This window comes from Kocuria sp. HSID17590 (assembly GCF_003989485.1).
Classification (GTDB): Bacteria; Actinomycetota; Actinomycetes; order Actinomycetales; family Micrococcaceae; genus Kocuria; species Kocuria salsicia.
Genome location: NZ_RBMB01000022.1, coordinates 1 through 20,798, shown reverse-complemented (window position 1 = coordinate 20,798; position 20,798 = coordinate 1). Strand labels below are relative to the sequence as shown.

18 protein-coding genes and 1 pseudogene are annotated in these 20,798 nt (G+C 68.5%); 12 read left to right on the top strand and 7 right to left on the bottom strand.

Features of this window, described 5'->3' with window-relative positions:
• The first annotated feature begins 50 nt into the window (after positions 1-50).
• The 4 genes from D8M39_RS09015 to D8M39_RS09005 are packed head-to-tail and all read left to right on the top strand — an operon-like array spanning position 51 to position 4,297.
• Positions 51-1,463: a TIGR01777 family oxidoreductase gene (locus D8M39_RS09015; RefSeq protein ID WP_055086517.1), complete on the top strand. Its 1,413-nt coding sequence runs from the start codon at positions 51-53 to the stop codon at positions 1,461-1,463.
• A gap of 49 nt (positions 1,464-1,512) precedes the next feature.
• On the top strand, positions 1,513-1,683 hold the full coding sequence (locus D8M39_RS12575) for a hypothetical protein (RefSeq protein WP_153245896.1): 171 nt from the start codon (positions 1,513-1,515) through the stop codon (positions 1,681-1,683).
• Positions 1,677-3,221, top strand: coding sequence for a hemolysin family protein (locus D8M39_RS09010; RefSeq protein WP_055085958.1), 1,545 nt, complete (start codon positions 1,677-1,679; stop codon positions 3,219-3,221). Before D8M39_RS12575 ends, D8M39_RS09010 begins: the two co-directional genes overlap by 7 nt.
• Complete coding sequence (locus tag D8M39_RS09005; RefSeq protein ID WP_055085960.1) at positions 3,218-4,297, top strand: hemolysin family protein; 1,080 nt, start codon at positions 3,218-3,220, stop codon at positions 4,295-4,297. Before D8M39_RS09010 ends, D8M39_RS09005 begins: the two co-directional genes overlap by 4 nt.
• 58 nt (positions 4,298-4,355) lie before the next feature.
• Here the strand turns inward: D8M39_RS09005 and D8M39_RS09000 are convergent, their stop codons facing one another.
• Positions 4,356-6,872 carry an MMPL family transporter gene (locus tag D8M39_RS09000; protein ID WP_126874855.1) on the bottom strand — a complete coding sequence of 839 codons (2,517 nt, stop codon included), beginning with the start codon at positions 6,870-6,872 and terminating at the stop codon, positions 4,356-4,358.
• A gap of 77 nt (positions 6,873-6,949) precedes the next feature.
• Complete coding sequence (locus tag D8M39_RS08995; RefSeq protein ID WP_161971386.1) at positions 6,950-7,633, bottom strand: TetR/AcrR family transcriptional regulator; 684 nt, start codon at positions 7,631-7,633, stop codon at positions 6,950-6,952.
• Positions 7,634-7,729: 96 nt separating this feature from the next.
• Between D8M39_RS08995 and D8M39_RS08990 the strand changes: the two genes are divergently transcribed.
• From D8M39_RS08990 to D8M39_RS08975, 4 genes are all read left to right on the top strand, one after another.
• Positions 7,730-8,932 carry a sensor histidine kinase gene (locus D8M39_RS08990; protein WP_126874870.1) on the top strand — a complete coding sequence of 401 codons (1,203 nt, stop codon included), beginning with the start codon at positions 7,730-7,732 and terminating at the stop codon, positions 8,930-8,932.
• Positions 8,929-9,813: a response regulator transcription factor gene (locus D8M39_RS08985; protein ID WP_055085966.1), complete on the top strand. Its 885-nt coding sequence runs from the start codon at positions 8,929-8,931 to the stop codon at positions 9,811-9,813. The genes D8M39_RS08990 and D8M39_RS08985 overlap by 4 nt, the downstream gene beginning before the upstream one ends.
• A 170-nt stretch (positions 9,814-9,983) precedes the next feature.
• Positions 9,984-10,781 (top strand): ABC transporter ATP-binding protein, encoded by a 798-nt coding sequence (locus D8M39_RS08980; protein ID WP_238694030.1) that lies wholly within the window; start codon positions 9,984-9,986, stop codon positions 10,779-10,781.
• On the top strand, positions 10,781-12,997 hold the full coding sequence (locus tag D8M39_RS08975; RefSeq protein ID WP_126874853.1) for an FtsX-like permease family protein: 2,217 nt from the start codon (positions 10,781-10,783) through the stop codon (positions 12,995-12,997). The genes D8M39_RS08980 and D8M39_RS08975 overlap by 1 nt, the downstream gene beginning before the upstream one ends.
• A gap of 188 nt (positions 12,998-13,185) precedes the next feature.
• On the opposite strand, the gene D8M39_RS08970 is transcribed toward D8M39_RS08975, so the two are convergent.
• Positions 13,186-13,701 carry a hypothetical protein gene (locus D8M39_RS08970; RefSeq protein WP_055085972.1) on the bottom strand — a complete coding sequence of 172 codons (516 nt, stop codon included), beginning with the start codon at positions 13,699-13,701 and terminating at the stop codon, positions 13,186-13,188.
• A 620-nt stretch (positions 13,702-14,321) separates the two neighbouring features.
• Between D8M39_RS08970 and D8M39_RS13020 the strand changes: the two genes are divergently transcribed.
• The 3 genes and pseudogenes from D8M39_RS13020 to D8M39_RS13015 form a co-directional block, all read left to right on the top strand.
• Positions 14,322-14,612, top strand: coding sequence for a plasmid mobilization relaxosome protein MobC (locus D8M39_RS13020; RefSeq protein WP_238694029.1), 291 nt, complete (start codon positions 14,322-14,324; stop codon positions 14,610-14,612).
• Complete coding sequence (locus D8M39_RS08960) at positions 14,609-15,355, top strand: relaxase/mobilization nuclease domain-containing protein (protein ID WP_126874851.1); 747 nt, start codon at positions 14,609-14,611, stop codon at positions 15,353-15,355. The genes D8M39_RS13020 and D8M39_RS08960 overlap by 4 nt, the downstream gene beginning before the upstream one ends.
• Positions 15,356-15,466: 111 nt before the next feature.
• Positions 15,467-15,658 (top strand): annotated as a pseudogene (locus D8M39_RS13015) (IS5/IS1182 family transposase); the annotation flags it as partial.
• Between the two features lie 121 nt (positions 15,659-15,779).
• Here D8M39_RS13015 and D8M39_RS08955 read toward each other — a convergent pair.
• Entirely contained in the window at positions 15,780-16,259 is a 480-nt protein-coding gene (locus D8M39_RS08955) for a general stress protein (protein WP_094393349.1), read from the bottom strand.
• A 626-nt stretch (positions 16,260-16,885) separates the two neighbouring features.
• Between D8M39_RS08955 and D8M39_RS08950 the strand changes: the two genes are divergently transcribed.
• Positions 16,886-17,977 (top strand): hypothetical protein, encoded by a 1,092-nt coding sequence (locus D8M39_RS08950; protein WP_126874850.1) that lies wholly within the window; start codon positions 16,886-16,888, stop codon positions 17,975-17,977.
• Between the two features lie 50 nt (positions 17,978-18,027).
• Here the strand turns inward: D8M39_RS08950 and D8M39_RS13230 are convergent, their stop codons facing one another.
• The 3 genes from D8M39_RS13230 to D8M39_RS08935 form a co-directional block, all read right to left on the bottom strand.
• A complete protein-coding gene (locus tag D8M39_RS13230; RefSeq protein ID WP_161971385.1) occupies positions 18,028-18,369 on the bottom strand; it encodes an integrase core domain-containing protein in 342 nt (113 codons plus the stop codon).
• Positions 18,370-18,440: 71 nt separating this feature from the next.
• The gene (locus D8M39_RS08940; protein WP_126874849.1) at positions 18,441-19,253 is read right to left on the bottom strand and encodes an IS5 family transposase; all 813 of its coding nucleotides are present in this window, start codon (positions 19,251-19,253) and stop codon (positions 18,441-18,443) included.
• 101 nt (positions 19,254-19,354) lie between these two features.
• Positions 19,355-19,969, bottom strand: a complete 615-nt coding sequence (locus tag D8M39_RS08935; protein WP_126874848.1) for a hypothetical protein — start codon at positions 19,967-19,969, stop codon at positions 19,355-19,357.
• Positions 19,970-20,798: the final 829 nt, after the last annotated feature.

Genomic DNA, 20,798 nt, shown 5'->3' with positions numbered 1-20,798 from the left:
GCACCCGGACAACTCCTCCTTGGCTCCTTCGATGAACGGACGGTACGACCGTGACCCATCGCTTCACCCACGAAACCCGCGTTCCCCAGCCCCGTGAGAAGGTCTTCGCGTGGCACGAGCGCCCCGGTGCGCTGACCCGCCTTACCCCGCCGTTCGGTGGAGGCCCCGACCAGGTGCGCCAGGCGCCCTCGGACGGGATCAAGCCCGGCTCGGAGGCGAGGCTGGGTGTCTCCGTGCCGGGGACGTTCGGCACGGTGCACCTGCCGTGGACCGCCGAGCACGGCGAGTGGGAGCCGCCCCACTTCTTCACCGACCGCATGGTCAACGGACCACTGGGGGAGTGGGAGCACCGGCACGTCTTCGAGGAGTCGCCGCGGGGAGGCACGGTCGTGCGGGACGAGGTGACCGTGCGCCCCCTGCCGCAGTGGGCGGGAAAGCTCAACGATCTCGGCGAGCGCGCCATGACCCCGCAGCTGGAGCGGATCTTCGCGTACCGGGACCGGCAGCTGCGCGAGGACCTCGCGTTCCACGACCAGCACGACGGCCCCCGCCTGACGATCGCGGTGGCCGGCTCCTCCGGGCTGGTGGGAACCCAGGTCTGTGCGCTGCTCGAGACCGGTGGGCACACCGTGCTGCGCATGAAGCGCGGGGCCACCACCGGTGAGGGCGTGATCGGCTGGGACCCGGCCCGGGGCTTGCTGAACCCCCGGGACCTGGAGGGGGTCGACGTCGTGATCCACCTGGGCGGGCAGAGCATCGTCTCGCGCTTCACCGAGCAGAAGAAGCGCGAGATCCTCGACTCGCGCGTGGACAGCACCGCACTGATCGTGCGAGCGATGGGCCAGCTCCCCGCGGAGAAGCGGCCGCGCGCGTTCGTGGTCTCCTCCGCCGTGGGTTACTACGGAACGGGCCGCGGAGACGAGGTGCTCACTGAGGACTCGAGTTCCGGCGAGGGCTTCCTCGCGGAGGTCTGCCGCGAGTGGGAGAGTGCCGCCCACGGTGCGGCGGCCCACGGCGTGCGGGTGGTCAACGTGCGCACGGGGCTGGTGCTCTCGCCATCGGGCGGTCTGCTCCGGGCCCAGTTGCCACTCATGGAGGCGGGCCTGTCCGGACCGCTGGGCGGTGGGAGGCAGTGGCAGAGCTGGATCGGGCTGGACGACATGGCCGGCGCCATCGCCCACCTCGCTCTCACCGAGGACGCGGAGGGGCCGTTCAACGTGGCCGCACCGAACCCGCAGCGGCAGAAGGACTTCGCCAAGACCGTGGCGGGAGTGCTGCACCGGCCCGCCGTGGTCCCCACCCCGCTGGCCGGGCCGAAGGCGCTCCTCGGGGCGCAGGCCACCGAGGAGCTAGTGGCGGCCAGCCACCGGGTGGACGTCTCCAAGCTGCTGGGAACCGGCTACCGCTTCCGCCACGAGGATCTGCGCAGCTGCGCTGGGCACCTGCTGGGCCGCACCGGTTGAACCCGGGGCGGCCTGCGAGGGGCGGGGCTGGATTCGGTATCCTGTTCTCGTGACATCTCACCACAACCGGCCCGCGGCGTACCTCGGTGCGCTCGCCTCGGCCGACGACAAGGAGTCGGACAGTCCCGGGCAGCGCCGCTGCTCCCCTGATCCCCTCCCCACAGACCCCTCGTCCTCCCTCCTGCTGAGCAGGCCCCTGAGCGGGGTGGGCCAGTGCTGAGCGCCTGGCTCCTGCTGCTCGTCTTCATCCTCCTGGTCCTCGCCAACGGCCTCTTCGTGGCCGTCGAGTTCGCCTTCCTCACCGTGGATCGCCAAGCCGTCCAGCGGGCGGAGCAGGCCGGTGACAAGCGCGCCGTCGTGATCGAGGAGAGCCTCAAGAAGACCTCCACCAACCTCTCGGGCGCCCAGCTGGGCATCACGGTCACGAGCCTCATGTCGGGTTACATCACCGGGCCGAGCCTGGGAACCCTCTTCGCCGAGGGCCTCGGCTGGGCGGGCGTTCCCGACGCCGTGGCGGTAGGAGTTGCCACGGTCGCCGCGTTCATCGTGGCCACCTTCAGCCAGATGGTGTTCGGCGAGCTCGTTCCCAAGAACTGGGCCATCGCGGACCCCATGCGCGTGACCCACGCCGTGGTGCTCCCGCAGAAGTTCTTCATGACGGTCTTCGGCTGGCTCGTATCCATGCTCAACAGCTCCGCGAACTTGGTGCTCAAGGCGCTGGGCTTCACCCCCACCGAGGAGGTGGCCAACGCCCGCACGGCGGAGGAGCTTGCCTCCGTGGTGAGCCGTTCCGGGCGCGAGGGTACCCTGGACGCCGGCACCGCCGAGCTCGTGGCCCGCTCCATCGAGTTCGGCGAGCGCACCGCGGCGGACGTCATGCGGCCCCGTCCCCGCGTCACCTTCCTGAACGCCGAGGACACTGTGAAGCACATGCTGCTCACGGCATCGGAGACCGGGCACTCCCGCTTCCCGGTCACGGGCGAGACCGTGGACGACATCGTGGGCGTGGTGCACTACACCCACGCGCTCGCGGTGCCGTTCGACGAGCGGGGGGTCGTGCGGGTCGCGGATGTGTGCGTCCCCGCGGACGTGGTCTCCGAGTCCATGACCCTTGACCCGCTGATGCGCCAGCTGCGCGTGAAGGGCCTGCAGATGGCCGTGGTGGTGGACGAGTACGGCGGCACCGCCGGGATCGTCACACTGGAGGACCTCATCGAGGAGATCGTGGGCGAGATCGACGACGAGCAGGACACCCGCGTGCAGCGCTTCCGCCGCACGCGCGACGGCGGCCTGGTGGTCTCCGGGCTTCTGCGCCCGGACGAGCTGGGCGACGTGCTGCGCGTCGACATGCCCGAGGGCGAGGAGTCGGACACGCTGGGCGGTCTCATGGCTGAGGAGCTGGACCGGCTGCCCCGGGTGGGAGACACCCTCACCGTGGAGGCCGTGGACCACTTCCACCGCGACGACGACGACCTCCCCACCGAGGCCGAGATACGTATGGACGTCATGCGCATGGACCAGCACCGCGTGGACCGCATCCTGGTGCACCGCGTGGGCGGGAATCCGGACGAGCGCGGCGGCTCCACGACGTCGACGGCGTGGCAGCCGCCCGGCAGGCCGGACCCGCTGGGCGGGGACAACCGGGAGCCCGAGACGGCGGAGGAGTTCCGCCTCTCGCAGGGTGAGAACAGGGGAGCCCCCGGCTTCCACCGTGACGAGGACGTGTCGGACGTGGATCCCGGGGAGGAGCAACGATGACCACCAGCACAGCCATCATCATCCTGATCCTGCTGCTCGCGGGGAACGCGTTCTTCGTGGCGAGCGAGTTCGCCGTGGTCTCGGCCCGCCGCGACCAGCTGGAACCGCTGGCTGCGCGGGGCTCCAGCTCCGCGAAGTATGCCCTGAAGGGCATTGAGAACGTCTCCACGTCCCTGGCCGCCACCCAGCTCGGCATCACCGCGTGCTCGCTGCTGATCGGCGCCGTGGGCGAGCCCGCGATCGCTCACCTGATCGAGGTCCCCATGGAGGCGGTGGGCGTCCCCGAGGCGCTGCTGCACCCGATCGCCCTGGTCATCGCGCTGCTGATCGTGACCTTCCTGCACATGATCCTGGGCGAGATGGTGCCCAAGAACATCGCCATCGCGGTCCCCAGCCGCGTGGCACAGGTGCTCGGCCCCGTGCTGCACGGCTTCGTGGTGGTCTTCCGCCCCACCATCTGGGTCATGAACGAGACGGCCAACCACCTGGTGCGCTGGCTGTTCAAGGTGGAGCCCAAGGACGAGGTGGCCTCCGCGTTCACCTCCGACGACGTGCGCGGGTTCGTGGCGGAGTCCGGGCGCGAGGGGCTGCTGGACAACGACGAGATCCGGCTGCTCACCGGCGCCCTGAACTTCGAGAACAAGACGGCGGCGGACGTGGCCCTGCCCCTGACCGGCATGCGTACCGTACCGTTCGACATCACCGTGGCGGGTGTCGAGGAGCTGTGCGCGGAGACGGGCTACTCGCGCTTCCCCGTGCGGGACGCGGACGAGCGGCTCATGGGCTACATCCACACCAAGGACGTGCTGGGCCTGCCGGAGACGGCGCGCGAGCAGTCGATCCCCCCGGCCATCGTGAGGCGCTTCGCCCGCGTGGCCCCCGAGGACAAGCTGCGCAAGGTCACCCGCACCATGCAGGCCAAGGGCGCGCACTTCGCGCTGCTGGGTGAAGTGGCACGGGACTCCCGCACTTCCGACGAGTCGGTGTTCATCGTGGCCCTCGAGGACGTCCTCGAGGAGCTCGTGGGCGAGGTCCGGGACGCCACCAGCAAGCCGGAGCCGGGCACCGCGGCCTGACGCGAACCGGCCGCCGCCCCGCTGAGCGGGGCGACGGCCGGTTCGCGAGGCGCCGAACTCACTGGGTGGGCTGCGCAGGGTAGGAGGGCTGCGCAGGGCGCTCCAGGGAGGCACCCTCCACGTCCACGTCCGGGACGATCCGCTCCGCCCACTTCGGGAACCACCAGGCCTTCGCGCCCATGAGGTGCATCAGCGCCGGGATGAGCGTCATGCGCACCACGAAGGCGTCGAAGAGCACGCCCGCGGAAAGCACGAAGCCGATCGAGGCGATCATCGGGTCCCCGCTGAACACGAATCCCATGAACACACCGGTCATGATGAGCGCGGCGGCCACGACCACCCGGGCGCTGTGGTTGAAGCCCACGACCACCGCGGTCTTCCCGTCCCGGCCGTGGCTGTACGCCTCGCGCATGGCCGAGACCAGGAACATCTGGTAGTCCATGGCCAGCCCGAAGAGGATCCCGACCGCCAGGATGGGCAGGAAGCTCAGGATGGGCCCGGGCTCCGTGATGTTGAACAGATCACCCAGCCAGCCCCACTGGAACACGGCCACGGTGGCGCCGAAGGCCGCGAGCAGGGAGAACAGGAAGCCGATGGTGGCCGACAGGGGCACCCAGATGGAGCGGAAGACCAGGATCAGCACGATCAGGGACAGCCCCACCACGATCGCCAGGTACACCGGCAGCACCTTGAAGAGGTTCTCTGAGATGTCGATGTTCATGGCCGTCTGACCCGTGACGCCGAAGCTCGCCTCCCCCTCGGGGGTGTCCAGGTGCAGGTCCCGCAGGCTGTTGACCAGGTCCGTGGTGGACTCGGCGCTGGGCCCCTCGTCCGGGATGATCTGGTACAGCAGCATGGAGTGGTCCTTGCTGATCGCCGCGGGCACCACGGCGGAGACGTGGTCCTGCTCGCGCAGCTGCTCGCCCAGGTCCACCTGCAGGTCCTCGGCCTGCTCCTCGGTGGTGCCGTCCGGGAGGTAGGCGGCGGCGACGACGGTGCCGTTGCGGCCCGCACCGAACTTGTCCTCCACGATCTTGTACGTCTTGTACGCGCCGGAGTCCGCGCTCTGGCTGCTGCCGTCCGGCAGGCCCAGCCGCAGCTGGGTCATGGGGATGGCGATGATCCCGAGCACGGCCACGGTGGCCAGGATGGTCAGCGCCGGTTTGGCGAGCACCACCTTGAGCCAACCGCGCGGGGTGGTGTCCCGCTCGGCGGTCAGGGCGTGGGCGCGGTCCGCGGTGTGCTGCTCGTCCTCACCCACGATCTCGGCGGCGTCACGGCGCAGCTGCGCGCGGCGCTGGATGGCGTCCCAGCGGCGTCGCGGCATGACCCGGCGCCCGATCAGGGACAGCATGGCCGGGGTCAGCGTCACCGCGACCGCCACGGCCATGACCACGGCGAACGCGGCCACGTTGCCCATCACGGACAGGAACGGGATGCCCACCACGTTCAGGGCCAGCAGCGCGATCACCACGGTGGTGCCGGCGAAGAGCACGGCGTTGCCGCTGGTGCCCGTGGCCAGCGCGATGGACTCGTGCATGCCCATGCCGCGGCGCAGGTTGTTGCGGTGGCGGTTGAGGATGAACAGGGAGTAGTCGATGCCCACCGCGAGGCCCAGCATGGAGCCCAGTGCGGGGGTGGTGGAGTTCATGTCCACCACGTCCGAGAGCGCGAACGCCCCCAGGTAGGCCGCGCCCACGCCCACGAGCGCCATGAGCACGGGAAGTCCGGCCGCCACGAACGTGCCGAGCATGATGAGCAGGATGATCAGGGCGATCACCATGCCGATGATCTCGGAGGTCACGCCCATCTCGGTCATGCCCTCGAGGTTCTGGTCGAACTGCACGTCCAGTCCGTGCAGGTCCGTGTCCTCGAACGCGGAGCGGACTTCCGCGAGGGTGTCCGAGGAGACCTCGTTGATCTCGTGCTCGAACGTGACACCCGTCAGCGCGGTGGTGCCGTCCTCGGAGATCGAGCCGTACTCGCTCGTGAGATCGAGCTTCTTCTCGTTGCGCTCGAGCTCCGGCTTCTGCTCGTCGATCTTCTTCTTCTGCTCGTCCAGCTGCGCCTGCTGCTGGTCGATCTGCTGCGTGGCCGAGGCCGGGGCGTTGGCCGGGATCTTGGAGCGGGCGGCGTCGATCTGCTGCTGTGCGCCCGCCAGCTGCTTCTCGCCCTGCTCGAGCCGGGAGCGGCCGTCCTCGAGCTGTTTTCGGGCGTCGTCCACCTGCTTCTGCTGCGAGAACGGGTCCGTGGTGGAGTCCACCCCGTCGATGCCGTCCACCTTCTTCAGCGCGGCGGCCACCGCCTTCTGCTGCTGCTCGGTAATCTTGCTGCCGTCCGTGGTGGAGACGATGGCCTGACCCACCCCGGCGTCCGCGTTGACGTCGAACGCGCCGGCGAGGTCGTCCTGGACCTGGGCAGCCTTGGTCCCGGGGATCGTGATGCTGTTGCTCAGCTCGCCCTTGAACGCGAAGAAAGCGCCCCCCAGGGCTAGCAGGATGACGAGCCAGGCGGTGATGACCACCCAGGCCCTACGGGCGGCGAAGCCGCCGATTCTGTACAGGAATGTCGCCATAACTCACTTATTCGGTCTCGGGAGCGGGTCGGCGGGCCCTTGTGGCCCCGCCGGTGGAATGGGGTGCGGTGGACGCGTTACAGCTGCGGCAGCCCGGCATCCACCTGCTGGAAGGCCCACTCGATGTGGGGGACGAGCTCTTCCGCCGGCGGGATGCGGTCCTTGACCTCCAATGGGGTCAAGGTTTCGCGGGGCAGGTGGTGGAGTGCGGGGCGTGCCAGGCCCAGGCCCAGGGCCAGGTTGGTCAGGTAGAGCCGCAGGCGCATCTGCTGCTCCAGGGAGAGCTGCGGATGCTCCGCTTCCACCTCTGAACTCGCGAGGCTCCCCATGCTGGTGAGCGTGAGGACCACGTGGCGGGTCAGGATCTCGCCGGAGTCCGGTGCGAGAGCGGCGGCCAGATGGACGAAACCGGTGAGGCACTCCAGCCCGGCTGGCGTGGCGAGGCGGATGAGGACGCGGTCACGGACGGCCGTGGGAAGCTCCGCCACGGGGGTGTCCGCGGGGACGTCCAGGCCGGAGAACAGGGGGGTGAGGTACTCCTCGATGCGCGTGAGCGCGGTGTCCTCGATGCTGTCGAAGTGGTTGAACACGGTGCGCTCCGAGACGCCCGCGCGGCGCACGAGGTCCTTGGTGCGCAGCCCCGCGAGACCGTTCTCCAGCACCAGCTCCTCCGCCGCGGCGAGGATGTCCCGGCGCGTGGCGGTGCGGCGTGTGCCCCGTCCGTCCTGTGTTCTCCCGCTGTGCGTGCATGGCCCGATCACGGTCCGAGAGTAACCGTGTTGGTGCAGTTACTGCAAATTTCTCGTGGGCCGACGACGACGTGGTGCGGGCTCCCCGCCGGATAGTGTGCTGCGGTGATGGTTCTGCACCTCAGACTGGCCCAGTGGATCGAGAACCACCCTCACATCAGCAATGCCCTGCTGGTGCTCGTGGGCGGCTTTGTCACGATCTTCTTCACGGTGTCCGCGCTGTGGGACGGGGTGACCTGGTGGTGCATGCTCGTGTGCTGGCTGCCACTGTTCTTCCGCCGGGCCGCACCCACGGTGGTGGCGTACCTCCACGGGGCACTCGTGCTGCTGAGCCTGCTCGCGTTCAACGTGGCTCCCGTGGGTCTGTGCCTGTGGTCCGTGCCGTGCGTGGTCTACACCGCCGCCATCCGCTCGCCCCGGCGGGCCCGGCGCGGCGTCTACCTCGCGGCCCTGCTGGGCAGCGCGGTGCTGGGGTGGCGCAGCAACCACTGGTTCCTGTTCCTCCCCGAGAACTACTCCACGGCCGAGTGGGCGATCGTGGGCACGATGTTCGGTGTCAGCTCCGCGGCCTGCATCACGGTGGCGTACCTCGCGGGAGACCTCGCCCGGGGCCGGCGGCAGCGGCGCGAGCAGCTCGAGGACCGTGCCCGCAGGCTCGAGATCGAGCGAGAGCAGGAGGTGCGGATGGCGGCCCAGGACGAGCGGGCAAGGATTGCCCGGGAGATGCACGACGTCGTCGCCCACTCCCTGTCCGTGGTGATCGCCCAGGCGGACGGCGCGCGGTACGCGGCGGCGTCGGACCCCGGCGTGGCCGTGGCGACCCTCGGCACCATCGCGGACACCGCACGCGGCTCGCTCACCGAGATGCGCAGACTGCTGGGCGTGCTGCGCACCGAGGACGCCACGGGGACCTCGCCGGTGCCGCAGCTGGAGCAGATCGAGCACCTGGTGGCGTCCGTGCGGGACGCCGGGCTGCCCGTGGAGCATCGCGTGAACGGGGAGCCGGCCCTGTCCGCCGGCGCGCAGCTCACGCTCTACCGGGTGGCCCAGGAGGCCCTGACCAACGTGCTGAAGCACGCGTGGCAGGCCTCCTCCGTGCGTATCGTGGTGGAGCACCGCCCGGACGGTTCCTGGGCCGAGATCACCAACGACGGCGCCGCGAGCACCAGCCGAACGCCCCGCGGGGGCTACGGGCTGCAGGGGTTGCGCGAACGTGTGGACCTCTATGGCGGCTCCCTCACCGCGGGCCCGCACCCCGATCGTCCGGACGTGTTCGTCGTCCGGGTTACCCTGCCCGGGGAGGAGAAATGACGACAGCGCCGCCCGTGAGGGTTCTCATCGTGGACGACCAGCCGCTCGTGCGCGGCGGCTTCCGCATGCTCGTGGACTCGCAGCCGGACCTCACCGTGGTGGGGGACGTGGGCGACGGCGTGGCGGCCGTTGACGCCGTGCGCCCCGGGCTTGCCGTGGCTGGGGCTCCGGACGTGATCCTCATGGACGTGCGGATGCCACAGATGGACGGGATCGAGGCCACGCGCGAGATCCTCGCCCTCGCCCCGCAGGTGCGGATCATCGTGCTCACCACGTTCGACCTCGATGAGTATGCACTTGAAGGCATACAGGCTGGTGCGAGTGGTTTTCTGCTGAAGGATGCCCGCCCCGAGGAGCTCTTGGACGCCGTCCGCACGGTTGCGCGCGGGGACGCGGTGATCGCGCCGTCCACCACGCGGAGGCTGCTCTCCCACCTGGTCTCGGGGGCGGGCCGCTCGGTCGCCACCACGTGCGAGTCGGCCGACGGCCCGGGTGGTCGTTCCGGCAGCGCGGGTGCTGTGCCCCCCGGGGACGGTTCGGGTGGCACGGGTGGTTCAGGCGGTGCGGCCGGCGGTGCCGGGGCGTCCGGTGGCTCCGGGGTGCCGGGCGCGGACGTGATGGTGGGTCCGGGCGGCGTGGTGACGAGCGCCGGGAACGATCCGTGGCGGGACCCGCGGTTGCAGGGCCTCACCTCGCGCGAGCGCGAGGTCTTCGAGCTGATCGGCGCGGGGTGCTCCAACGCGGAGATCATGCAGCGGCTCTTCCTCTCCGAGCCCACGGTCAAGACGCACGTGTCCCACATCCTCTCCAAGCTGCAGGCCCGGGATCGGGTGCAGGCCGTGGTGATCGCCTACGAAACCGGTGTGGTGCTGCCGGGCTGAGTCCCGGGCGGGGCACGGCCACGACGGGTGTGGCGCCGCCCGGCTGGGTCCGGGCCTCATCCCCGGGTATGAGAGCCGCGGGCGCGCTGTGGCTCACGCCACGGCACGCAGGGCGCAAGCTCGTACCCCCGTTCGATGAACGGGCGGATCCGGCGCACCACAATGACGTCATGACTTCTCCTGAGCCCTCACTCGCCCGCTACGACAACCCGCCCTGGTCCGAGACCAGCCAGCCCGCCCAGACCACCCAGCCCGCCGCGAGCGCCCCGCGGCGCATCGCCGTGAGCGCCGCGCACGTCTCCCGCACCTACGGGACCGGGGGCACCGAGGTGGCGGCCCTGCGGGACGTGAGCCTGGAGATCCCCGCGGGCACGTTCGTGGCCGTGATGGGTCCCTCCGGCTCCGGCAAGTCCACGCTCGTGCACTGCCTGGCCGGCCTGGACTCCCCGGACCGCCACCCGGAGACGCGGATCGTGGTGGGCGGCCAGGACATCGCCGGGCTCTCCGACGACCAGCTGACCCGCTTCCGCCGCGACCACGTGGGCTTCGTGTTCCAGGCGTTCAACCTGGTCCCCACGCTCACCGCCCGGCAGAACATCGAGCTGCCCCTGGCACTGGCCGGCAAGAAGGTGGACACCCAGCGCCTCGACGCGCTGGCCACCACCCTGGGCATCACCGAGCGCCTGGACCACCGTCCGGACGAGATGTCCGGCGGTCAGCAGCAGCGTGTGGCGATCGCCCGTGCCCTGCTCTCCCAGCCGGACGTCGTGATTGCGGACGAGCCCACCGGCGCGCTGGACTCGGCCACGTCCCTGGAGGTGCTGGCCCTGCTGCGCCGGTGCGTGGACGACCTGGGCCAGACCGTCGTCGTCGTCACCCACGACGCCACCGTGGCCGAGGCCGCGGACCGCGTCCTGCGTGTGCGCGACGGTGAGATCTTCTCCGACGACGCCCAGGAGGCCAACTGATGCTGCGCGTGGTTCGATCACGGCTCACGCAGCAGTGGAGCCGCTACGTCCTCGTGGTGATCTGCGTGGCGGTGTGCGCGGCCTTCATGACCGCCGCACTGGGCCTCGCGAGCACCCTCTCCGCGAGCCTCGCCTCGAGTCTCGCGGCACCCTACAAGAACGCCGACGCCGTGGTGAGCACCCCGGACAGCGAGCAGGCGCCCGCCATCGCGGACGCGCAGCAGCTGCAGACGATCGAGGCGCTGCCGGACGTGAAGAGCGCGTGGTCGCCCACCACCAAGATGGTGCATGCGAAGTCCTCCGGGACGGACACCGGCGCCACCCAGGTCAACGACCTCCCTGCTGACACCTCCCTGGTGCCGGCGGGCCTCAAGGACGGCTCCTTCCCGGACGCCGCGAACCAGATCTCGGTGTCCGAGGGCACCGCCAAGGCCATGAACGTGGGCGTGGGGGACACCGTCCAGCTGGAGCAGTACGGTTCGGAGGACGGCACCACCGCGGACTACAAGGTCAGCGGCATCACGGACCAGACCGCCTCCGGAGGCGTGCCGGACTGGTACGTCACGGTGGCCGGGCTCAAGACCGTTCCCGGTGAGGGCATGGACATGGGCGGTGGGATCCTGCTGCGCACGGACGGCACCCCGGACGAGGACCAGCTGGCCCAGTTGGCCACCGAGATCAACCGGATCCTGGGCACCGGTCAGGGCGGTCAGCCCGCGCTGACGGTGCAGACTCCGGACCAGATGGCGCAGGACCTCCTGGACGACATGTCCCAGGGCACCGACGTGCTGGCCATCTTCCTGGCGCTGTTCGCCGGGCTGTCCGTGCTGGTGGCGCTGCTCGTGGTCACGAACACCCTCTCCGTGCTCACCGCCCAGCGTGCCCGCGAGCTCGCCCTGCTGCGGTGTGTGGGGGCCACCGGGTCCCAGCTGCGCCGCGCGGTGCTGCTGGAAGGCCTCGTGCTGGGCGTGGTCTCCTCCGCGCTGGGTGTCGGTGCGGTCACCGCCCTGGTCGTGCTTGCCCGCACCGTGGTCTCCACAGGGTCGCTGAAGCTCACGCTCACCCCGCGGGATGTCGTCGTGGGTCTCGTGACCGGCGTCCTGCTGACCGTCGTCGCGTCGCTGGGCCCGGCCCGGCGTGCCCGTGGCGCCTCCGCCCTGGACGGGCTGCGCGGTTCCCGGGCGGCGGACGGGCTGCCCGTGGTGCGCACGGTCTTCGGGGCGGTCGTCCTGATCGCCGGTGCCGCGGCGCTCGTCTTCGGTGCCACCCAGCACAGTGCCGGGTGGGGCATCGCCGGTGGTCTCGCGGCGTTCCTCGGCGTGGTGCTGACTTCCCGCGCCTACATCCCCTCACTGGTGCGCGGGGCCGGGAAGGCACTTCCCGGCGGGATCCCCTCCCGCCTGGCCGCCGCCAACGCTGCGCGCTACCCCACCCGCACGAGCACCACGGCCACGGCCCTGCTAATCGGCGTGCTGCTTGTCTCCACCGTTCTGACCGGTGAGCACGTGGCCCGCGTGAACCTGCTTGAGCAGCTTGATCAGGAACGGCCCGTGGACATCTCCGTACCGGCGCAGGTGGGTGAGCTCAGCCAGCAGCAGGTCCACGACCTCGGGGCCCTGCCCAACGTGCTGGGTGTGCAGACCGGCGGGAACCTGCCTGACGGAGCCAGCGCGACCGTCGACGCTGCGCAGTACCTCAACGTGCAGCAGGCCACGGACCTGCGACGCTCTGTGGCGGACGTCCTGCATGTGAGCAGCACCCAGCTCAGCGGCGCCCTCATGGAGAAGGCCGGCTACGTGGCGGTCCTGGACACCATGCTCACCGTGGTGCTCGCTCTGCTTGCCGTGGCCGTGGTGGTCTCGGTGCTGGGCATAGCCTCCACCACATCCCTCTCCGTGCTGGAGCGGGCCCGGGAGAACTCGTTGCTGCGGGCGCTGGGGCTGTCCAAGCGCCAGCTCGGGGCCCTGATCCGGCTCGAGGCGCTCGTGATCTCGCTGGTGGCCGCAGTGGTCGGACTCGTGGCCGGGTGGCTGTTCGGTGTGCTGGGCGTGATGTCCCTCTTCACAGAGGGCATGACCGTGCGACCGGTGGTGCCCTGGGGAGGCTTCCTCCTGATCCTCGCCGGGGCCGTGGTGGTGGCGGTGCTCGCCTCCGCCCTGCCGGTGCGCAGGGCCACCAGGCTCAGCCCGGTGGAGGGCATGGCCCGGGCGGACTGAGAAATCTGCGGGGTGGCCGACTGGCAAGGGGGCGGTCACCCTGCTCTTCAGCTCCCTCTCTCACTCCCAGGCTGGACGGTAGGCCCCGTCAAAAACAACACCACAGAACAAAATGAGGAAGAGCTGAGGGCAGGAAAAGAATGAGGGTGAGCGAAGCGAGCTCCATTGCCCGCCTTGTGAGTCACTCTCTAGGCGAGTGCCGGCTTCGGGTAGGTCTCATCGAACCAGTCGATGAACTGCTTGACCGTTCCTACCTTGGAGATTCGCTCGTGGATGGCTTTCTGATCGTGGCCTGGCAGGAAGTCACCTCGACCGACGGCCTTGCCGCATCCGCACTCGCACAGGCGCTCATCGAGGGGTGAAGTGATGTACCCGACCGGGTTGCGCTGGCCCTTGATGGGTGCATCTCTCCCTACGTACTGGTCGTAGACGGGATGTCCCGGAGCCAACGGGTGCCCCGTCAATGCCCGTCGTGTAGGAGTCGGAACGATCTCATCGATCTCCACGGCGAAAACCACTTTCCCGTCATGAGAAAAGAGCGCGTAGCTCTCCCGATCGGCGCGCCGGCCCAGCACCCAGCACGAGCGATTGACGTCGTACAGGGCCTGTGGGCTGGCCTGCGGGTCGTACCCGTTCCATGTGCGCTCCATCTCATCGACGGCGGGATCCAGCTCGCGCCGGGGACCAAGAGTGAAGTGAAGCATCGAACATCCTCCATCATAGGTAATACCCTTGTTTACCGGGGTATGCGGTTATCGTAACGCATAACCGCTCACCCCGGGGTCCGCGGTTATTGCCCTAGGGGCTCGGGGCTGCCCCTGCTCTGTCGAGACCCAAGGGCGTGATCGTCTTCCGCTGCGCTGCAGACGATGCGTGGTGGTGTCCTGGCCCTGGCTCTGTCCTCCTGCGTCGGTCAGGCCCAGAACCCCACCACGCCCCCCGTTCCAGCGCGCTGTGATCCTCCTTCGTCGGGGCGCTGAAACGGAGATGTTGGATATGATTGTCCGTAACGGAAAACCTGGCCCACCGCTCGTTCCTCGCTGCCAGGTGTTCCCGTTCCGGTCAATCCCCTTGCTCCTGCGGAGGGCTGGTCTCGACCCCTTGGCGGGGTCTCGGAAGGGTGGTCCCGTTGGGCTTGTTCTCACGTCGTTCAACCTCGCCGGGCACGGTCCCTTCGGGGTCCGGGAACCGGTGGGAGGAGCTGCTCGAGGAGCAGCCCCTCGCCTCACCGGACCCGGAACCGACTGCTGCGGAACCGGCGCCTCGGGTGCGGGGTGCTGGTGGGCGGCCGGTGGCGGTGGAGCCGCGCACCCGGCGGGTATCGATGTCGTTGACCGAGGCCGAGCACCGGGCATGGACAGAGGCCGCCGGCGGGCAACGGGTCTCGGTGTGGGCTCGGGAACGAGTCCAGGAACAGCTCGAGGCGAGCACCCCGGGGGCGGGTGAGGTGCAGGAGTTGGCGAGGATCCGGGCGGATCTGGCGCGGGTGGGGTCGAATCTGAACCAGTTGATGCGCGCGGTGAACCAGGGGCAGGTCGTCCCGACCCCGCAGCTGCACGAGGCCGTGGAGGCCCTGGCTCGGGAACTGGGCGCGTTACGGAGGGCGTTGCCGTGATCGCGAAGATCACCCGGGGGTCGAACCCGGGCAACATTGGTGCCTATCTGCATGGGCCGGGGCATGCCAATGAGCACTTCTACGAACGCAACGGGGGCCGGTATGCCGGTGGTGTGGTCGTGGGCGGGAACGTGTTCGTGACCGGGGATGCGGATGAGAAGGCGTGGGTGAAGGAGATGCGCGCGGCGATGCGCACCCGCCCGGAGATTACGAAACCGGTCTGGCAGGCCTCTTTGCGCAACACTGTCGAGGATCGGCGGTTGACGGATGCGGAGTGGGCGCAGGCAGGACAGACGTTTGCGGAGTCGATGGGCTTCGCGGAGCACCCGTGGGTGATGGTCCGTCACGCCGATGACCACGTGCATGTGGTGGTGTGCCGGGTCAGTGACGAGGGGACGGTGTGGCACGGTCGCAACGACCGGCGTGCGGTTCAGAGTGCGTGCACCCGCCTGGAGTTGGAGCACGGGTTGCAGACCGCGCCGCGGCGCCGCGCGGCGGGCCGCGGTAAGCGCTCGGTGGCCGCGGTGCGTCAGCAACAGGAGCAACAGGCGGAGGTGGTGGCGGCCCGCCGCGCGGAATGGAAGCAGATCCGCAAGTTCGTGAAGCTGGACAACCCGGCACCCCGGAAAAGAACCCCGGCACCCCGGCCGCAACAGCGGGTAGCCCCGCCTCATCCGTTGGAGCAGGCGCAGCACCTTCGTCGCCCCGGCCCCGGCCGAGAGGACCGTGGACGGGGTCTGTAGCTGGTCTTAGAGGTCGCGCGGGTAGGGCGCGGCTTGTCGGGGATGTGACGCAGGCACGGGATGTCCGCTTCGATGTGGATTGCCTAGATCTACGTCGTCGCGAGGAGTCCCGTGCCTGCGGTGCCAGCATCGTTCATCGAGCCGTTGTGGGTCCAGTTCGAGGCCCTGATTCCTGCGCGGGTCGACACCCATCCGTTGGGGTGTCACCGGCGGCGGATACCGGACCGGGTGGTGTTCGACAAGCTCGTGGCCCGGCTCGTGCTGGGCGGCTCTTACCACAGGCACGCCGACGACCCTGCTTCCCGGCGAGATCCGCTCCTGAATCCGCCCCAGCGGTGAGTGTCGGGGGAGCGCAGAGGGCCACGGCCCTCAGCACTTACTCGGGCGTGGGCCAGCACCCGGTCCGGGCCCGGGCCTTTGGCGGTCAAGTCGTGGGACGGCTGGCGTCGAGCTTGGCCGTGGCCGCCTCGACGTACTCGGCCTCCACGAGGATCTCGTAGGAGGACGCCTCCAGGCCCTGGACGCTACTGAAGTCCCGGCGCCCGCCGGTGGCCGCGTGACCCAGCAACCCGAAGATCAGCCCCCACACCGCGCCCAGGAGCACCGCCCACAGGATTACCGACAGCCACCCCACGACCGTGAAAAGACCCAACAGCAAGCCAATGAGCAATCCCAGCCAGGCCCCGGAGGCGGCCCCGTACAGGGCGGCCTTGCCGTAGGTCATCCGCCCGGTGACCTGCTCAACCAGGCGCAGATCGGTGCCGACCAAGCGCACGTGCTCAACCGGGAACCCGGCGTCGGAGAGTCGATCGACAAGGCGCTGAGCCTGGTCATAGGAGGGCACTGTGCGCAGGACCTGGTAATGAGCCGAAGCAGTAGGTGGAAGAGGGGAGGGATGGGACATTTTCATCGTTTCCTGTTCGTGGTGACGATCCGACCCGGACGGTGGCCTGCACCCGGGGTTGCCGGGCACCTGGGTCGGGAGTGGACTCTCAGGGCCTTACAAAATGTCGCAGACCTTACCAGGATAAGCATATTTATCTCTGCAGTAAACGCCCGGCCCGTCTTCGGCGCCTCGTGCCACACATGCCTTCCCGCTCGGGTTGCGGCGGGCCATAATTCGCCTTTCACGTGCCCGGCTTGCCGTCTTCGGAGCTGGGCCTTGACACCCCTGCACCGGGTACCCCCGCATCAGTACCGCACCTGCCGCTGGGCAGTCGATGCATCACCTGTCCGAACGGAATCGACCGGCCCCACGCTGATCACTGCTCCCACATTGCCGAAGCACTTCAACCGATCCGTCACTGCAGCATCATCGAGAAGCCGTCCTCGACACCGGCAGGTCCCGGGCCCGCTGGCTGTGATGTCTTCGCGCTGGCGGCGTCGGCGGGGAGAGGATTTCGCAGTGAGCAGCACCGCTCTTTCCGGGATCGAGGCGACCACCGAATCCGGCCCGCGGTGCTGCACGAAACCTTGGGGGCTCCATCGAGCCAGTGGCAGTCCGGCCCGTGGTTGCCTCATAATGGAGCGGTGACTGCTGAGCGTTGCCGATCCACCGCCGATCCTGCCGAACCCCTTTCCGATGCCGAGCTGCTCATCGGCCTGGTGGTCTCACCATCCCTGAGTGCGGTGCTCGGCCCCGAGGTCACCACCTCGGTGCGCGAGATTTTGGTGCAGCTGTATCCGGGAGTGCGCTGGCAACTGAAGATGGCCGAAGACCGGCTGGTCGATCCACCCACCGAGACCTTGGACCTGCTGGAGGCGGCCCGAAACCGCGTGCTGGAGGAGAACTGGGATTTGGCCGTGGTGCTCACCGAGATCCCCCTGAAGACCGGCCGACGTCCGGTGCTCACCCAGCTCAGCCCCGTGCACGGGGTGGGACTGGTCTCCGTCCCAGCCCTGGGAGCCGTGCACGTGCGGCAGAAGGTGCAAGAGACCACCGTGCACGTGGTCGGGCAGCTCCTGGGCTACGACGCCGAAGACCTCAACGCCCAGCGGGATCTTGCTCGAAGAGCCCACCAGCTGTCCACCGATCTCGACGAACGCCCGGATGACAACGTTGTGCAGTTCACGGCCCGAGTGCTGAGCAGCAACGTGCGGTTGCTGCTGGGCATGATCCGCGCCAACCAGCCTTGGGCCTTCGTGACCCGGCTCTCCCGGGCGCTGGTCGTGGCAGCGGCCACCGGCATGCTGACATTGGTGGCCTCGGACCTATGGGTACTGGCCATGGCCTACGGGCCGGTGCGCCTGGTCCTGCTGGCGGTGATGGCGATCGGGGCGGTGAGTGGCACCCTGATCCTGGGAGCCGACTTGTGGGAGCGCCCACGGCGGCGAGCCCAACGTGAGCAGGTGATCCTGTTCAATTTGGCCACCACCGCGACCGTGGCCATCGGGGTTGTGGTGTTCTACCTCGTCTTATTCATCCTGTCCTGGGTCGGCGCGCTGCTGCTCATCGACGAGCAGGTACTGGCCGGTGTCGCCGGTCACCCAGTGAACGCTTTGGACTACGCGAAGATCAGCTGGCTCACCGCCAGCCTGGCCACCGTGGGCGGAGCACTAGGAGCTGGACTGGAGGACGAAGATGTGGTGCGCGCCGCTGCCTACACCCGGTCCAGCACCTGACACAGCCCCAGCACAGAAGAAACTGAAACATCTACGCGTTGATGCCACGTCTATGCAGGTGTCATTGCCGGTCGCGATGACTTGGTGGGCTCAGCGCAGTGCGCTGCCTCGTACTCGGCAGGTGGGGCGTTGCCGAGGCGGGTGTGCGGGCGGGCGCTGTTGTACCTGTCGATCCAGGCCAGGGTGAAGCACTCGACGTCGTCGACGGATCGCGGCGGTCCGGGCTGAAACCGGGAATGATCCCGGACCGCTTCGTTTGACGAACGCAGGAGGTGTCTAAAAGTGCGCTGTCCGCCGTGGGAAGCGACGATCTTCTCGCGACTGGTTACCGGCGCCTGGTCATTGCCAACATGCGGCAAAGCCTTGTGGTATCCGTGTAGGGCGATGACCACCTGCGCCTGGCCGTGGAGGATGAGTAAGAGGTTCCGCCATTAGGTCATGGTCGTCGGGTCGGGCGGGTGGCCTAGCGGTGGGTGGTCCAGGCCTCGCGGAGGAGCCTGCGAGTGATGATGATGGCGTTGGCCAGGGCGATGAACGCCTCGATTACCCGGATACGTTTCTCGGTGCAGACGGCCAGCTTCTGGAACCCGCGGTTGTGCCAGGAGTTCGTCCGTTCCACCACCCACCTGGACGTGTTCTGGATCGGGGCGGGCACGCCCTTGACCGCGATCCTGGCTTCACAGCCGAGCTCGGCGAGCAACCCCCGGGTGCCCTTCGAGTCGTAGTCGGCGTCCAGGTGCACGGTGATCCGCTCCGGCAGGTCGAAACCGAACCGGGACAGCGTCTCCAACGTCGGGCGCAGCAACGGGGAGTCGTGGCGGTTGGCCGGGGCCACCACGGTACCCAGCGGGATCCCGGCGCCCTCGACCAGCAGCGACCGTTTCGTGCCCTGCTTGCCGCGGTCCACCGGTGACCGCCCGGCGGCCTCGCCACCGCACGGGGCCTTGGTGATGCACCCGTCCACGGCCAAGTTCTCCAGCTGGAGCCCGACCATCTTCTCGTAGCCCTCCAGACAAAACTGTTCCAGCTCCTTTAAGGCTCCGGCCTCGATGCACTCATCACGCCGGCGGCGGATCGTGGTAGCCGAACACGTCGTGTCGGAGATCCTCTCGTAGGCGGCCCCGGGGACGAGGACCTGGACCAGCTTGTCGAACACCACCCGGTCCGGGATCCGTGGCCGGTGGCAACCCAATGGATGCTCGTCCGCCACAGCAGGGATCAGCATCTGGAACTGGTCCCAGATGGGTTCGATGATGCACGATGGAACGGCAGGCACGAGTGCTCCTCGTCAACACACTGATTCTCAACAAATCCGTGTTTACCAGGCCTCGTGCCTGTCTCATGCCACCGCTCCACCACACCTATCGGCGGAAGCTCTTAGGCCGAGAAGATGCGGGAAAAGAACCCGCGGCGCGGCTCTTGAGAGGTCACGGGTGTGGTGGGTCCCGGGGATGCTTCCGGCTCCTCGGCCGGCCTGGCACGAGCAGGCTCGGGAGCCGTAGGAGCCTGTGGGGTGTGGGAGCTCTGCCCGGTGAGCATCCGCAGCGCTATGCGTTCGGTTTCGTTGGCGATCTGGAGGGCATCGAGAGCTCGGCGGCGTTCTTCGGCTCGTGCTTCAGCAACTTCGGCGCGCCGTCGCCATTCCTGGACCTCAGTTTCCAACTCACGGACGCGCTCGAGCAGATGCCTGGTGCTCTCCGATCCCTCCGAGGGTTGAGCAGACGGCGTCGATGGTCTGGCCTGTGAGGCGGTATGGAAACCTTCGCCGTGGATGAGGCCCACGGCGATGAGTGCGGTCATGGGCACCTGCCACCCGGCGGAGGTGATGGTGGCCCCTGCTCCTTCCAGCTCGGCGCGTCGTCGGCGGAGGGTGCTCACGCTGACACCTGCCACATCGGCGGCTTCCTTCATCGTGAACACCGCACTGGAACCCCCTGATACCCCTTCCTGGCTAGGGGCTTCGTTGCTGGGGGCGTCACCGTGAGTGGTCATGACACCCATTCTGACACCCCACCGTAGGGTCTCCTGATACCCCGGGTCTTTCCACCCTTTGCAACCACCCAAAACGCGCAGGGACATGTGGCCCCTCTTGGCACCTTGTCATGAGGCCCCCTGATACCCCCAATTGAAACCCCGAGAGAGACTTCTGCACGCAGATGCCATCGCTGCACTTGGGCCTCTACCTCACCCCTAGGAGCAAGATGCGGGGAGAGCAAGGTAGAGCGTGCAGGGGAGGGGCGAAACGGGTCCTGATTCCTTGCGGGAATGGGTCTGTGGAAGAGGTGCCCTAGGCTGCGGTGACCAGCAGACCTGGGGCCCATCCAGTGATTTTGGATGCGGTCACGGAGACCGGCATGCCCTGCGGCAAAGAGAGCAAGCCACCGTTTGCCGTGATCAAGCCCGCCCCGCAGAGATGAAGGAAAGATCCGCCATCAATCAAAGAACCCTCTTCTTCGAACGCACGGGCTTTTTCAGCGTTGTAGCCCAGAGAACGGGACCAGGCAGTATCGGACTGAACAGGGCAACGGCTAATCACGCTACTTTTTACCCCCTGCAGGTACTCAGAAACCGGGATGAGCTCGCCCTGGATAGTGGCCCCTCCGGTGAAGAGCGTGACTAGTGTTGGCCCGCCGTCCATGCTGGAGCGGATGAAGTGTTCCAGAGCTGGGTCGAGTCGCAGAGCTGATGTCCTTATGGGCTGACCCCGTTTGGTAGGTCCGGTGGTTGTGTGAGTCGTCCTGTTGCCCGGGGGTCCGGGCAGTGAGACTGGTCAGATCATGACGAACAGCAGGAAGCGTCACACCTCGGAGCAGGTCGTCCG